The 14114-nt window shown below is 68.7% G+C and carries 12 protein-coding genes; 3 read left to right on the forward strand and 9 right to left on the reverse strand.

The features are described from left to right. The first annotated feature begins 221 nt into the window (after window positions 1-221). From GBZ26_RS06180 to GBZ26_RS06190, 3 genes are all read left to right on the forward strand, one after another. Window positions 222-830, forward strand: coding sequence for a cold-shock protein (locus GBZ26_RS06180; protein ID WP_174438080.1), 609 nt, complete (start codon window positions 222-224; stop codon window positions 828-830). Between the two features lie 297 nt (window positions 831-1127). Beyond that, on the forward strand, window positions 1128-1850 hold the full coding sequence (locus GBZ26_RS06185; protein ID WP_149166688.1) for a Crp/Fnr family transcriptional regulator: 723 nt from the start codon (window positions 1128-1130) through the stop codon (window positions 1848-1850). A 119-nt stretch (window positions 1851-1969) separates the two neighbouring features. Further along, window positions 1970-4963: a DUF3369 domain-containing protein gene (locus GBZ26_RS06190; protein WP_174438081.1), complete on the forward strand. Its 2994-nt coding sequence runs from the start codon at window positions 1970-1972 to the stop codon at window positions 4961-4963. 39 nt (window positions 4964-5002) lie between these two features. Here GBZ26_RS06190 and GBZ26_RS06195 read toward each other — a convergent pair whose 3' ends face one another. The 9 genes from GBZ26_RS06195 to nifV form a co-directional block, all read right to left on the reverse strand. Further along, complete coding sequence (locus GBZ26_RS06195; RefSeq protein ID WP_174438082.1) at window positions 5003-6994, reverse strand: methyl-accepting chemotaxis protein; 1992 nt, start codon at window positions 6992-6994, stop codon at window positions 5003-5005. Between the two features lie 231 nt (window positions 6995-7225). After that, window positions 7226-7525 carry a hypothetical protein gene (locus GBZ26_RS06200; RefSeq protein WP_174438083.1) on the reverse strand — a complete coding sequence of 100 codons (300 nt, stop codon included), beginning with the start codon at window positions 7523-7525 and terminating at the stop codon, window positions 7226-7228. Between the two features lie 210 nt (window positions 7526-7735). Then, window positions 7736-8029 (reverse strand): ferredoxin family protein, encoded by a 294-nt coding sequence (locus GBZ26_RS06205; protein ID WP_014239763.1) that lies wholly within the window; start codon window positions 8027-8029, stop codon window positions 7736-7738. Then, window positions 8026-9327: an FAD-dependent oxidoreductase gene (locus GBZ26_RS06210; protein ID WP_174438084.1), complete on the reverse strand. Its 1302-nt coding sequence runs from the start codon at window positions 9325-9327 to the stop codon at window positions 8026-8028. Before GBZ26_RS06210 ends, GBZ26_RS06205 begins: the two co-directional genes overlap by 4 nt. Window positions 9328-9356: 29 nt before the next feature. Continuing rightward, window positions 9357-10436: an electron transfer flavoprotein subunit alpha/FixB family protein gene (locus GBZ26_RS06215; protein WP_174438085.1), complete on the reverse strand. Its 1080-nt coding sequence runs from the start codon at window positions 10434-10436 to the stop codon at window positions 9357-9359. Between the two features lie 53 nt (window positions 10437-10489). After that, window positions 10490-11341, reverse strand: a complete 852-nt coding sequence (locus tag GBZ26_RS06220; RefSeq protein WP_174438086.1) for an electron transfer flavoprotein subunit beta/FixA family protein — start codon at window positions 11339-11341, stop codon at window positions 10490-10492. Between the two features lie 348 nt (window positions 11342-11689). Further along, the gene (gene nifW / locus GBZ26_RS06225; protein WP_174438087.1) at window positions 11690-12013 is read right to left on the reverse strand and encodes a nitrogenase-stabilizing/protective protein NifW; all 324 of its coding nucleotides are present in this window, start codon (window positions 12011-12013) and stop codon (window positions 11690-11692) included. Window positions 12014-12030: 17 nt separating this feature from the next. Continuing rightward, window positions 12031-12909, reverse strand: a complete 879-nt coding sequence (gene cysE, locus GBZ26_RS06230) for a serine O-acetyltransferase (RefSeq protein ID WP_174438088.1) — start codon at window positions 12907-12909, stop codon at window positions 12031-12033. Between the two features lie 13 nt (window positions 12910-12922). Beyond that, window positions 12923-14068, reverse strand: a complete 1146-nt coding sequence (nifV, locus tag GBZ26_RS06235) for a homocitrate synthase (protein WP_174438089.1) — start codon at window positions 14066-14068, stop codon at window positions 12923-12925. Window positions 14069-14114: the final 46 nt, after the last annotated feature.

Raw genomic sequence — 14114 nt, forward strand, 5'->3', positions numbered from 1 at the left:
CGAAAGAAACACCTTCCCTCCCAGCGCCGGGGCGGGGGAAGACACCCGGAGTCCCCCGTGGGCGGCAACGGGTGCCTTCGGGACCGGCACCCCTTCCGAACGGGCGGATTTCCCCCTGGCCGAATGTCGCAGGAAGGGTCGTCTGGCCTTTGGCGTGCTTGACGGATGGCTCGTACCCTGTGACAAAGATAATTCGGCATCCTCTATGAGCTTGAAGACACATGTTCGACCGCCCGCCCCGCCAGGGCTACCGCGCTCCCGAGATCACCAAGGCCAACGTTACCGCCACTGTTAAGTGGTTCAACCCCACCAAGGGGTTCGGCTTCGTGTCACCCGAGGACGGTTCGCCCGACGCTTTCCTGCACGTCTCCGCGGTTCAGGCCGCCGGCTATGACGCGCTCGACGAAGGCGCCACCATCGTTTGCGACCTCGCCCGCGGCCCCAAGGGTCCGCAGGTTGCTTCCATTCAATCCGTGGACACGTCCACCGCATCCCGTGCGCCGGCCCGTCCGGCCCGCGCGGGCGGCGGCGGCTTTGGCGGCGGCGGCTATGACCGTGGCGGCTACGGCGGCGGCGGCGGCGGTTACGACCGCGGCGGCTGGGGCAACGACGCCGGCGGCGGCGAAGAGGTCGACGGCACCGTCAAGTGGTTCAACGCCGACAAGGGCTTCGGCTTCATCACGCCGAGCACCGGTGGCAAGGACGTCTTCGTCCATGTGAACGTTCTGCGTCGCTCCGGCATGCAGTCGCTCCAGGAAGGCGATCAGGTGCGCGTGACCGTCCGCCAGGGCCAGAAGGGTCCGGAGGCCGGCAAGGTCGAGTACCGCTAAGCCGTTTTCGGCTTCTGAAGAACGGCCGGGGCGCCTCCGCAAGGGGGCGCCCCGGTTCGTTTTCGGGTCCCTGATGCCATCGCCCAAGGCTCCCGCTTGGTTGCGGCGAATCCCCATCTTGCTCAAACCTTGTGCATACTGCGACATTGCCTGGGCGGTATGGACCTGCAGGTCCCAAAACACGGCGGTCTCGGGGGCTTGCCGACCGTGCGGAATGGCCATCGCCGGTGCGACGAATGCCTCGTCCGCCGGGCGTCCGGGCGGAGAGTGTGGGGGAGGGTGAAGATGAGGGAAGGCATGAGGAACGATCCGCCGGGCTTCCGGCCCCAGGACGCCGCGACGCTGCGGTCCAACGCGCTGTTCGGGCGCCTGCCCGACCGGTCGCTGGAGTTGCTTGTCAGCACGGCCCAGGTGCGCACGGTGCCGCGCGGCACCACCCTGTTCGTTCAGGACGAGGATGCCGACCGCTTCTTCGCACTGCTCGACGGTTGGGTGAAGCTCTACCGTCTGACCCGCGACGGGGCGGAGGCGGTGGTGACCATCGTCGCTCCCGGCGAGACCTTCGCCGAGGCCGCCATGTTCGCCAGCGGCAAGTTCCCGGTCTGCGCGGAGGCGGTCGCCGAGTCGCGCGTCATGACCCTGACGGCGGAGGGCTTCGCCCGCTGCCTGCGCGATGACGAACAGATCGCCTTCGCCATGCTGGGGTCCCTGTCGGTGCGGCTGCGCCACCTCGTGCAGCAGATCGAGCAATTGCAGGTCCAGCCGACCGCCCAGCGGGTCGGCAGCTTCCTGCTGCGCTTCTGCCCGGAGGGGGGCGGCGCTACCAGCTTTGCGCTGCCCTTCGACAAGGCGCTGGTCGCACGGCGCCTCGGCATGCAGCCGGAAACCTTCTCCCGGGCGCTGGCGAAGCTCCGCGGGGTGGGGGTTGAGACGCAGGGCGGGACGGTATCCGTTGCCGACCTGGACGCGCTGCGCCGCTTCTGCAACGCCGACTCCGGGGGCGGCGAGCACGGCGGCTGATGCGACGGCAGGGCAGGCGCATTCTGGGGTTGTGGCGGGCCGCAGGGTCATGTTCACGCGCGGCGGCCCTGTGATATCCTCCCGCGACCGGAAGCTGTCGGCGGTGCGGAGGGAGTTCGATGAGCGATGAGTTTCTTTTCGCCGACGACGAGCCGGGTATCGAGGCCGAGGCGGCGAAGGAAACGGCGCCGGAGCCCGCCGATCCCTGGATCATCCTGATCGTCGACGACGATCCGGCGATCCACGCGACCACCAAGATGGTGCTGCGCGGTTTCACCTTCGAAGGCCGCCCGGCGCAGTTCCTGTCCGCCGGCACCGCAGCCGAGGCGCGCAGCCTCCTGGAGCAGAATCCGGCCATCGCCGTGGTGCTTCTCGACGTGGTCATGGAATCGGACGACGCCGGCCTGCGGCTGGTGCGCATGATCCGCAGCGAGCTGAACAACCGGCGGGTGCGCATCATCCTGCGCACCGGCCAGCCGGGGCAGGCGCCGGAACGCGACGTCATCCTGAACTACGACATCAACGACTACAAATCGAAGACGGAGCTGACGGCGCAGAAGCTGTTCACCTCCGTCGTCGCCGCCCTGCGGGGCTATCAGGACATCACCGCCATCGAGGACCATCGCCAGGGGCTGGAGCGCATCCTGGACGCCTCCTCCGCCCTGCTCGACAAGCGGACCATGGCGGAGTTCGTCCGCGGCGCGGTGTCGAAGATCGCCGAGATCTGCCCGCCCTGCGACGGCATCGCCCTGTGCAGCCGCTGGACGGAGGAGGAAACCGGCGGTGCCGCGCGCGACCCGCTGGTGCTGGGGGCCGGCGGCATCCACGCTGCAGCGGAGGGCAAGCCGGTGCGCGCCGCCCTGCCGGCGGAGGCGGCGGAGGCGGTGACCCAGGCGCTGGCCGACGGGCGGAACCGCTACGAGCGGGAGCGCAGCCTGCTGGTCTTCCGCTCCACCTCGCGGCACCACGACACGGTGTTCCACATCAGCCACCGGCGCCCCCTGACCGAGGACGAGCGGCGGCTGCTGGAGGTCTTCTGCTCCAAGGTCGCGGTCGGTTTCGACAACGTGCACCTGTACGAGGAACTGACCGCGCTGAACCGCAACCTGGAAAGCCAGGTTTCCGACCGGACCCGCGAATTGGTCGCCGCGACCGAGGCGGCGGAGACCGCAAGGTTGGAGGCGGAGGCCGCCAACCAGGCCAAGTCGCTGTTCCTGGCGACCATGAGCCACGAGATCCGCACCCCGATGAACGGCGTCCAGGGCATGCTGGAACTTCTGGAATACACGCCGCTGACCCCCGACCAGCAGGAACTGGTCTCCGTCGTGCGCGATTCGGCGGGGGCGCTGCTGACCATCATCAACGACATCCTGGACTTCTCCAAGATCGAGGCCGGACGGCTGGACCTGGAGCACGCCCCGGTGTCGCTGTCGTCGGTGGTGGAGGGGGTGGCCGAAACGTTGGCCCCGGCGGCGCGGCAGAAGGAGCTGACGCTGGTCACCTACGTCGATCCCGACCTGCCGCCGCGGGTCATGGGCGATTCGGTGCGCATCCGGCAGGTGCTGTTCAACATCGCCGGCAACGCCGTGAAGTTCACCCCCTCCGGCTCGGTCCGCATCCGCGCCGAACTGGCGCGGTTCGAGGACGGGCGGGCGACCATCCGGATCACCGTGACCGACACCGGCATCGGCATCGCCACGGAAGCGCAGGCCCAGCTGTTCCGCCCCTTCACCCAGGCGGAGGCCTCGACCACCCGGCGCTTCGGCGGCACCGGTCTGGGGCTGTCGATCTGCCGCCGTCTCGCCGAACTGATGGGCGGCGAGGTCGGGGTGGCGAGCGAGCCGGGCCGCGGCTCGACCTTCTGGTTCACCTTCACCGCCGACCTCGCCCCGGACGGTGAAGGCGACGGCGACGCCGCGGGCGTCGCGGCTCCGCCGCTGGCCGGGCTGTCGGTGCTGCTCCTGGCCGCCGATGCGGAGGAACGGCGGTTCCTCGCCCGCTACCTGAACACCGACGGTGCCGTTCTGCTGGACGCGCCGGACGCGGCGGCGGGCATGCGGGCGCTGCCGCCCGGCACGCCCTGCGACGTCGTGCTCACCACCGCCGAGGCGGATCTGCGGGCGTTGGACGCCGCGGCTCCGGGGCTGGCACGCGGGCGGGTGCTGCTGGGTGGGAGCGGCGTCCTGATCGACGCGGTCGGGCTGGCTCGTCCGGTGCGCCGCGGCCATCTGGTGCGCGCCGTGCTGGCCGCCGCGGGGCGCGGACCGGCGGTCGAGGCCGAGGTGGGGCATCCCGGACCGGTCGCGGCGTCCCTGACCGCGGCGGGGGACGCGCCGGCGCCCCGCATCCTGGTGGCCGAGGACCATCCGACCAACCGGCAGGTTATCCAGCGGCAACTCGCCCTGCTCGGCCACGCGGCGGACATGGCGGAGGACGGCGTCCAGGCGCTGGCCCTGTGGCGCGACGGCGATTACGCGCTGCTGCTGACCGATTGCCAGATGCCGGAGATGGACGGCTTCGAGCTGACCCGCCTGATCCGCGCCGAGGAGGCGGCGAACGGGCGCCAGCGCCTGCCCATCATCGCGGTCACCGCCAACGCCATGGCCGGCGAGGCCCAGCGCTGCCTGTCCGCGGGGATGGACGACGCCGTGTCGAAGCCGGTGGAGATCGGCCAGCTCCGCCGCCTGCTGGACCGCCACCTGGCATCCGAACCGGGGCCCGAACCGGCGCCGGCTCCCACCGCATCCGCCGCGGCGCCGGACAGCGGGCCCGACGCGCCGCCCATCGACGTGGGCGTGCTGGCGACACTGTTCGACGGGGACATGGAGTTCGTCGGGCAACTGCTGCAGGAATTCATCGTCTCCAACAGCGCCAGCCGCGACCGTCTGGTGGCTGCCCACGCGGCGGAGGATTGGGACGGCGTGCGTCAGGCCGCCCACAAGCTGGCGGGATCCTCCCGCACGGTGGGCGCGCGCGATCTGGCTGCGGCGAGCGACGCCATCGAACTGTCCTGCGTGGAGCGGCGGCTGGACGGCATCGGTTCGCTGGTCGCCCGCGTCGACCATGAACTTGGCCGCGCCGCCGCATACATTCATGGCATGGCACCGGCTTAGCGAACCGGCGCCGGCCCAATCAGTCGATCACGCGGCTCCTCAAGCGGCCATCGGCCGCAGGGCGCGGTCGCGGACCAGCGTGTTGAACCGCTGGTCGAAGCCGGCCTTCGCCTCGTCCGGCAGCTCGAAACGGACGTGGCAGCTCTGGCCCTCGACCGTCACGACGGTGAAGGGCAGTGGCATGCCGAAGCCATCGATGTGCAGCGCGCCGCGCGCGCCGTTCGCGGCACCGTCCCAGGACTGCAGCGCGGCGCCGCTGGAGGACAGGTTGTACAGACGGCAGATCCGGTTGCCGGCGGGGGTGTCGGCGCGGGCGGGGAGATCCACCGCGTAGCGGGCCTCGCGGCGGCGGTCGACCTCGCTCATCGAGGTGCGGACGACGCGGACCAGGATGCCGCGCAATTCGTCGATGCTTCCCGAGACGTCGTCGGCGACGGCGCGCACGTCGGACGCGCGGTCGCCGGTGGCCTGCGCCTCGCTGGAGACCTCGGCGATGCGGCGGGAGACCTCGCGCGCGGCGTCGGCGGTCTGGTTGACGTTCCGGCTGATCTCCTGGGTCGCGGCGGCCTGTTCCTCCATCGCGGCGGCGATGGCGGCGGCCACCTGATCGACCTCGGTGATGCTGTCGGTGATGGTGGAGACGGCGGCCACGGCGCCGCCGGTCGCGGCCTGGATCTCGCCGATCTGGGTGGCGATGTCCTCGGTCGCCTGCGCGGTCTGGTTCGCCAGATTCTTCACCTCGCTGGCCACCACGGCGAAGCCCTTGCCGGCCTCCCCGGCCCGGGCCGCCTCGATGGTGGCGTTCAGCGCCAGAAGGTTGGTCTGGCTGGCGATCGTTTGAATGAGCTGGGCGACGTCACCGATCTTCTGCACGGCGTTGGACAGTGACTGGATGGTGCCGCGCGCCAGGTCGCCCTTTTCCACGGCGATGCGGGTGATGCTGCTCGCCTGCGCCACCTGGGTGCCGATCTCGCGGATCGAGGCAGCCAACTCCTCCGAGGCGGCAGCGACGGTCTGGGCGTTGCGCAGGGCCTGTTCCGCGGCAGCGGCCACGGACTGGCTGTTCGCTCCGACGGCGTCCGCCGACCGGGCCATGGCCGCGGCGTTGCCTTCCATCTGCCCGGTGCGTTCGGCCACCCGGTCCACGGCGTTGCGGGTTTCACGCTCCACCGTCTGGGCCATGTTCTCCAGCGCGTCGCGCTTGGCGATCTCGGCCTGCTCGCGCTGGCGCTCCTGCTCCTGGCGCATGCGCTGGTTCTCCAGCCCGTTGGCCTTGAACACCTCCACCGCGCGGGCCATCGCGCCGATCTCGTCATGCCCGCCGCTTCCCGGAACGGCTTCGGCATAGTCGCCGCCAGCAATCCGCCGCATCGCGGCGGTCAGGCGCCCCACCGGGCCGACGACGCGGCGGACCACCACCATCACGCCCAGCAGCACCATGGCGATGCCGACGGCCAGCAGCGTCCAGGCGGTCGTGCTGGCCATGTCGTGGGTCTTCTGGGCGGCCTCGTAGCTTTCACCGGCGACGCGCACCTGGAGGTCGATCAGCAGGCCGATGCGGTCGGTGACGGGGTCGATGGTCTGGTACAGCTCTTTCCGGACGAAGCCGTCCAGCGCCCGGCCGTCCTTGTCCGACAGGATGCCGATCAGCCGCTCGACCAGGATGTCGGCCTTGGCCATGTCGGGCTTGACCTGATCGACAAGGGCCCGCTCCTCGGCGTTGAGCGTGTTGGCCAGATAGGCGGACCAGTGCGACCGGATGTCCTCCTTCGCCTTGCGGGCGGACGCCAGGCTTTCGTCCCAGGTGAAGTTGCCGTTGCGGGCCTTGTGCGAGGCGTCGACGATGAAGACGGCGTAGGCGTCCGAGATGATCTTCAGGTTGCGCAGCGGCAGCACCCGGTCGTCATGCACCGACCGCAGGTCGGCGTTCGCCATGTTGAGCGCGCGCAGCCCGACGACGTCGCTGACGGCCAGCAGAAGGCCGAGAAGATTCAGGACCACAAGAAGAAGGAGTTTGATGGAGAGGCGCATTGCAGACTTCCCGCGGATTTCGACAGGCACCCGCTTTCTTCCATCGTCGTGCGACGGCGCGGGCTTTCGGAGGCGTCAGGCGTGGACGGAACGAAAAAATCGCCGTCCGCGGGATGGGCGCGAACGGCGATTCCTTGCTTCTGCTCTGCACAGCGGGCCGGACGATCCGGGCCCTGTCCGAACATCCGGCGGGTGGTTACGGGCGGTGCCCCGTGTCCAACCCCTTGGGCGTCAGTGGACCTTGACCTCGTTCCCATGATCGCGGCGGTAGATGTGCACATGGTAGGCGGCCATCGGATTGCCCCGGACATACTCCAGCAGGCGGCGTTCCATCTCCGGCGTGGCGTTGCGGATCAGCATCTGCCAAGCCGGCTCCATCGTGGCACGCTGGGTCTCGTTGTGCGGCAGCATGATGAAGCCCGCCCATTCTGGCCGGAAATCAGCGAGATAGCTTTCGGCATAATGCCGCATCATGGACGCGTCGTTGACGTTGACCGACTTCATGTTCTCGAAGCAGACACGAAGCTGCATGTTCCGTCTCCCTCGTTCCGCGGGTCTCGATACAACGGATATGTGCAGTCTTCGTCCCTTCTGCACCCGTCGGGCGGGTTGAAAATTCGGATGGGAGCAACAAAGAAAACCCCTCCCCGCGAAGCGGGAAGGGGTTTCAGTCATGGCGGATAGGAGAGGGAGACGACCGGCGGACCAGCGGCGAAGGCCGTAGGACCGCCGGTGCGTTCCTCAACCAAACTTATAACTGATGCCGTAGCCGCCCCGCGGGTAGTCCCACTGAATATTTTCCTTGTCCTGGCAGACCACGCGGCAGGTGCCGCATTCCAGGCAACCGTCGGTGGCCAGCGTCACGCTGCCCGTCTCGTTCTTGCTGTAGCAGGCCGCCGGGCAGCAGACGGTGCAGGCCTGGGACTCGCAGGACTTGCAGACCGCGTCGTTGCGGATCTGGATGTGCGGCCGGCTTTCGTCGACGATGTAGCGGTTCTGGTACAGCTTCTCTTCGATCTTGACCACGATGCTCATCGCACGGCCCTCACCAGCTTGATTGCGTCGCCGACCAGACCCATGATCGAGCGCTTCTTGACGAAGGACTTCATGATCTCCTTCTCCTTCGTCTTCTTGTCCACGCTGTCCACGGTGAACCAGCTGTGGGCGGCGGCGGTCAGCGTGTCGGGATAGGCGCCGAAGAACTGCTTGTTCTCGTGCATGATGCCCGGCAGGTTCCGGTACTTCTTCAGGTCCTTCATGATGAAGCTGTCGTCCAGCTTCTTCTTGTAGGCGGCGAGGTTGGCGGCGTTGAAGGGCTTGCCGGCCTGCTTCAGCTCGATCACCGTCTCCGCGGCCATGCGGCCCGATGCCATGGCGAGGTTGGAGCCCTCGCGGTGGGCGGCGTTGTTGAAGTGGGCGGCGTCGCCGACCACCATCCAGCCGTCGCCATAGAGCTGCGGAACCGCCTTGTAGCCACCCTCGGGGATCATGTGGGCGGCGTATTCCTTCATCTCCGCCCCTTCGATCAGCGGCTTGATGACGGGATGGTTCTTCAGGTCCTCCAGCATCTTGTAGGGCGGGATGGCGCCCTGCTTGAAGTCGGAGATTAGGCAGCCGATGCCGATCGTCAGCGATTCCTTGTTGGTGTAGAGGAACGCGGTGCCGACCATGCCCTTGGTCACCTTGCCCATGATCTCGATGACCACGCCCTCCTCGTCCTTCAGGCCGAAGCGCTGCTGGATCAGTTCGGGATCGATGAACAGGATCTCCTTGACGGCCAACGCGACGTTCTGCGGCGCCAGTTCCGGCTGGAAGCCGGTGCGGCGGGCGAGCAGGGCGTTCACGCCGTCGGCCATGATGACCACGTCGGCGTGGATCTCGCCGCCCTCGCGGTCGGTGCGCACGCCGATGACCTTGCCGGACGCGTCGCGGATCAGCTCCGTCACCGTGGTCTCGCAGATCTGCAGGCCGCCGGCCTCGCGGATCTTCTCGGAGAACCACTTGTCGATGTTGGCGCGGATGATCGTGTAGCGGTTCGGCTTGTCGCTGTTGAAGGCGTCCGAGCGGTAGTTGGTGCCGATGTAGTTGTCGTCGCCGAGCAGCCAGACGCGCTGTTCGATGATGTGGCGCTCGGTCGGGCAATCCTCGCGGAAGTCCGGGATGATCTTCTCCAGCTCGGCGGCGTACATGATGCCGCCCTGGACGTTCTTGGCGCCGGGATACTCCCCGCGCTCGAGCTGAAGAACGTTGAGGCCCTGCTTGGCCAGCGTGTAGGCCGCCGCGTTGCCGGACGGGCCGGCACCGATGACGATGGCGTCGAACTTTTCGACCATGTCCTGTTGGCTCCTGTTCGTCCGGATGTTCAGCCGGCCAGCCGGTTGACCGAGAGGCGCTTGCCGAAAGCGTCGGTCAGGGCCGGCAGGATGGTCAACGCGTCGCCGACCAGCCCGAGATGGGCGAAGTCGAAGATCGGCGCGTTGGGATCGGTGTTGATGGCCAGGATCAGGTCGGACTTCTCCATGCCGACCCGGTGCTGGATGGCGCCGGAGATGCCGGCGGCGATGTAGAGCTTCGGGCGCACCGTCTTGCCGGTCTGCCCGACCTGCCGGTCGAAGCCGGTCCAGCCGGCCTGGACCAGCGGACGGGTCACCCCGACCTCGCCGCCCAGAACCTTGGCGAGGTCGAAGACCAGCTTCAGGTTCTCCGGCTTGCCCAGCCCCTTGCCCGCCGCGACGATGATGTCGGCGAAGGCGAGCTGCGCCTCGTTCTGCTCGCGGTCGGCGATGAAGCTCAGCACCTTGGTGACGACGTCGTCCTCGCGCAGCGCCGGGAACACCTCGACGACGCGGCCGGTGCGGCTGTCGTCGCGGTCCGGCATCGACATCACGCGCGGGCGCACTGTGGCCATCTGCGGGCGGTAGGCCAGCGTCTGGATGGTGCAGAGCAGGGTGCCGCCGAAGGTCGGGCGGGTGGCCGCCAGCGACCGGTTGTCCATGTAGATGTCCAGCTCGGTGCAGTCGGCGGTCAGGCCGGTGGCGAGCGTGGTGGCGATGGCGCCGGCGAGGTCGCGGCCCAGCGTCGTGGCGCCCAGCAGCACGATCTCCGGCTTGTAGGTGTTGACGACGTCGGTCATCACCCGCGTGTAGGGATCGGTGCGGTAGTCGGCCAGGACCGGGTCGGTCACCTTGTAGACGACGTCGGCGCCGTAGGTGAAGGCGTCGCCGCAGATGGCGTTCAGCTCCGGGCTGTCGGCGCCCAGCACCACGGCCCCCACCTCGACCCCCAGCTTGTCGGCGAGCTTGCGGGCCTCGCCCACCAGCTCCCACGACACGGAATGGACGGAGCCGCGCTCCTGCTCCACGATCACCCAGATGCCCTTGTATTCCTTCAGGTGCTCGGGCAGTTGGAACTTGCGTCCCTGCGGCTTGCTTGGTTCGCTCATCGGGATGTCTCCGGCGGAGGATTCGTCAGGAACGGCGCGTCAAGGCCAGCGAGTCACAGGCCGGCGGCGGCGCGGGCGAGCAGCTCGTCGGCGAGTTTCGGCTGTGCGCCGAGGATGGCCTCGACCGCGGCGGCGGCCTGGGCCTCGGCGGTGGGGGCCTCGGCCTCGACCATCGTCGCCTTCTGGGCGCGCGGCTTGGGCACGAAGACCTTCGACACGACGGTGGGCGAGCCCTTCAGCCCGACCTTCGTCTCCTCGGCGCCGGTGGTGTCCTTGCTCCAGGTCTTCAGGCCGTAGCGGGCGGCGCGGAACATGTCGTCCATCTTGCCGAAGCGGATGGTGTTCGTGCCTTCCAGCATCGTGATCATGCAGGGCAGGGCGGTCTTCAGCACCTGCACGCCGCCTTCGGAGCGGCGGTGCACGACGATCTCCCGCGCCCCCTGGTCGATTGATTCGATCTTCGTGATGTAGGTGAGCTGCTGGAAGCCCAGCCGCGTGGCGATGCCCGGACCGACTTGCGCGGTGTCGCCGTCCACCGTCTGCTTGCCGCAGAAGACCAGATCGACCTGTTCCTCCTCCGACAGCTTCTTGATGGCGGAGGTCAGGGCGTAGGAGGTCGCCAGCGTGTCCGACCCGGCGAATTTGCGGTCGGTCAGCAGCACCGCGTCATCGGCGCCCAGCGACAGCGCCTTGCGCAGCGAGGTTTCGGCCATCGGCGGCCCCATGGTCAGGACGGTGACGCGGGCGCCGACCTTGTCCTTGATCCGCAGCGCCTCCTCCAGCGAGAAGAGGTCGAAGGGGTTGATGATGGCCGGGACGCCCTGACGCATGATCGTGTTCGTCACGGGGTGGATGCGGATCTGGGCGCTGTCGGGCACCTGTTTGATACAGACAACGATGTGCATCCCGGTCTCCTTGACATTCCGCCGCCTGTCGCGCGGCGTGGCTATGGTCCTACCAGCAAGCGGCGTGCCATTTCTGAGCGGATGCGGTAAGTTATTGTATTGTATCGATTTTGTGGCTGTTGAGAGATTGTCGCAAAAACGACAAAGACCGGACGTGTCGGCTTCTCAACAGGGGGCTTCGGTCACGGCCGGACCGACGCCACAACCCGGTTTGGCCTCTGTCGCCTACCGGACAAACCCGACAACCGCCGCACAGGGCGCTGAGGATGGTCGGAAAGCGCAACGGCCCGCGGACGCTCGCCGGTGGGCGGGTTCGCGGGCCGTCTTGGGATCGGCGGATGGAACGGGTCAGGTCGGCAGCAGGGCATCCAGCGGGACGAAGCGGTCGGCCATCTTGCGCGCCTCCTCCTGATGGACCTTGAAGGTCTTCTCGGCGATGGCGTTGGACACCACGAAGTCCTGGTAGGCACGCTCCAGATGGGCGCTGTAGCGGGCGGCCATGCCCTCGTCGTCCAGCCCCTCCATGCCGGTGTCGGCGGACAGGTAATCGTGGAAGCGCTGCAGGATGTGCAGGCGGTTCACGTTCACCACGCGCTGCTCGTAGGTGATGCCGAGGAACCGCAGGAAGTCCTCCGCGGTCTCCAGATCCTCCAGATCGTCCTTGAAGCTCATGGCGGGGTCCTTTCCGTTCAGATGACGTAATGATCGGCGCGCGCGCCGGTGTCGTGGTGATCGTGATTGCGGTCGCCGCAGGCGTCCTGGTCGCACAGGTTGCCGCAGCTCCGGCAGACGATGCCGGCGAGCGGCAGATCATCCAGCCGGATCGCGCTTAGCGGCGGGGCCGAATGGGGCGTGGCGGGGCGCGTGGCCTCCTCCGCCGCGTGGGCCTCAAGCCGGGCCTCGATGCGGTTGATGTGGTCGATCAGGCAGGCGATGGCCTTGCCGACCGGGTCGGGCATCAGATGGTGGTCGAGGTCGATGCCGTGGGCGGCCAGCCGGCGCTGGGTGTCGGGACGGACGACGCGGCCGGGGATGCCGACCACCGTCATGCCCTCCGGCACGTCCTTGGTCACCACGGAGTTGGCACCGACGCGGCACTGGGCGCCGACGGTGATCGGCCCCAGGATTTTGGCCCCGGACCCGACCAGCACGCCGTCGCCGAGCGTCGGGTGCCGCTTGCCCTTGGTCCAGGAGGTGCCGCCCAGCGTCACGCCGTGGTAGAGCGTCACGTCGTCACCGATCTCCGCCGTTTCGCCGATGACGACGCCGGCCCCGTGGTCAATGAAGAAGCGGCGGCCGATGGTGGCGCCGGGGTGGATGTCGATGTTGGTCAGGGCGCGGGCCAGATAGGACAGGAAACGCGCCGGCCAGCGCAGCCCCCGCCGCCACGCGGCGTTGGACAGCCGGTGGACCACCAGCGCGTGGATGCCGGGGTAGCAGGTCAGCACGTCGAGGACGTTGCGCGCCGCCGGGTCGCGGTCGAAGACGCAGGCGACGTCCTCGCGCAGCAGCCGCCACAGGCTGGTGTCCGTCATGGCGAGGTCCGGGTGGGCGTCGATCGCGGCCATGGGGTCCTCCGGATCACGAGGAGACGCAGTTCCAGCGGGTGGCGTCGTCGTGGAAGGCGCGCAGCTCCTCCGCCGTCGGGGCGCGCTTGGCGCGGGTGGCGAGGGCGCGGACCCGCGGCAGCACCGCCTGGGCGGTGGCGTCGTCGCAGGGGATGCCGAGCTGGCCGTAGGCCATCTTTACCCCGGCCGTGCCGGAATGCTTGCCCAGCACGATGCGGTGCTCGCGCCCCACCTCGGCGGGGTCGAAATTCTGGTAGGTCGCGCGGTCACGCAGCAGCCCGTCGACGTGGATGCCGGCCTCGTGCGTGAAGACGGCGTCGCCGACGATGGACTTGTTGACCGCCACCGGCCGGTTGGAGGCGCGCTCCACGAGGTCGGAGATCGCCCCCAGCGCGCGGGTGTCCACCCCGCAGTCCTGACCGTAGAGCACCTTCAGCGACACCACCACCTCCTCCAGCGGGGCGTTGCCGGCGCGCTCGCCCAGCCCGTTGACGGTGGTGTTGACGTGGGTCGCCCCGCCCAGCACGGCGGCCAGCGAGTTCGCGTTGGCGAGGCCGAGGTCGTCGTGGGCGTGGATCTCGATCTCCAGGTCGGTGGCCCGGCGCAGCCGTTCGATGCAGGCGCGCGTCTGGAAGGGGTCGAGCACGCCCAGCGTGTCGGCGAAGCGGAAGCGGCGGGCGCCGGCCTCCTGCGCCACGGTCGCGGCGGCGATCAGGAAATCCATGTCGGCGCGCGAGGAGTCCTCGCCGCCCAGGCTGACCTCCAGCCCATGGTCGCGGGCCGTCTTGACCTTGCGTTCGATCTCGCCCAGGGCCCAGGCGCGGCTGCGCTTCAGCTTCCGGGTGATGTGTATGTCGGAGACGGGCATCGACAGGTTGACGGTGCCGACGTTGCAGTCCAGCGCCGCCTTCAGGTCGGTGTCGTGCATGCGGCACCAGACCATCAGCCGGGCCTTGAGCCCCAGAGCGGCGACGGCGCGGATGCCCTCGCGCTCCTCCGGACCCATGGCGGGGATGCCTATTTCCAGCTCCGGCACGCCGGCCGCGTCGAGCGCGCGGGCGATGGCGATCTTCTCGTCGAGCGTGAAGGCGACCCCCGCCGTCTGCTCCCCGTCGCGCAGCGTCGTGTCGTTGATGATGGTGGAACCGGCCATCGGCATTCGGTCACATCCTCAATCTGAGCGTAATCAGCGGTGGGTCTTGCCC

The organism is Azospirillum formosense, from assembly GCF_013340925.1.
Lineage (GTDB): Bacteria > Pseudomonadota > Alphaproteobacteria > Azospirillales > Azospirillaceae > Azospirillum > Azospirillum formosense.

What these genes read in the sequence shown, in the direction of transcription:
- GBZ26_RS06190 (WP_174438081.1), top strand. Translation starts at nt 1,970, where the DNA reads ATGAGCGATGAGTTTCTTTTCGCCGACGACGAGCCGGGTATCGAGGCC.
- GBZ26_RS06185 (WP_149166688.1), top strand. Translation starts at nt 1,128, where the DNA reads ATGAGGAACGATCCGCCGGGCTTCCGGCCCCAGGACGCCGCGACGCTG.
- GBZ26_RS06200 (WP_174438083.1), bottom strand. Translation starts at nt 7,525, where the DNA reads ATGCAGCTTCGTGTCTGCTTCGAGAACATGAAGTCGGTCAACGTCAAC.
- GBZ26_RS06215 (WP_174438085.1), bottom strand. Translation starts at nt 10,436, where the DNA reads ATGAGCGAACCAAGCAAGCCGCAGGGACGCAAGTTCCAACTGCCCGAG.
- GBZ26_RS06205 (WP_014239763.1), bottom strand. Translation starts at nt 8,029, where the DNA reads ATGAGCATCGTGGTCAAGATCGAAGAGAAGCTGTACCAGAACCGCTAC.
- GBZ26_RS06180 (WP_174438080.1), top strand. Translation starts at nt 222, where the DNA reads ATGTTCGACCGCCCGCCCCGCCAGGGCTACCGCGCTCCCGAGATCACC.
- GBZ26_RS06220 (WP_174438086.1), bottom strand. Translation starts at nt 11,341, where the DNA reads ATGCACATCGTTGTCTGTATCAAACAGGTGCCCGACAGCGCCCAGATC.
- cysE (WP_174438088.1), bottom strand. Translation starts at nt 12,909, where the DNA reads ATGGCCGCGATCGACGCCCACCCGGACCTCGCCATGACGGACACCAGC.
- GBZ26_RS06195 (WP_174438082.1), bottom strand. Translation starts at nt 6,994, where the DNA reads ATGCGCCTCTCCATCAAACTCCTTCTTCTTGTGGTCCTGAATCTTCTC.
- nifV (WP_174438089.1), bottom strand. Translation starts at nt 14,068, where the DNA reads ATGCCGATGGCCGGTTCCACCATCATCAACGACACGACGCTGCGCGAC.
- nifW (WP_174438087.1), bottom strand. Translation starts at nt 12,013, where the DNA reads ATGAGCTTCAAGGACGATCTGGAGGATCTGGAGACCGCGGAGGACTTC.
- GBZ26_RS06210 (WP_174438084.1), bottom strand. Translation starts at nt 9,327, where the DNA reads ATGGTCGAAAAGTTCGACGCCATCGTCATCGGTGCCGGCCCGTCCGGC.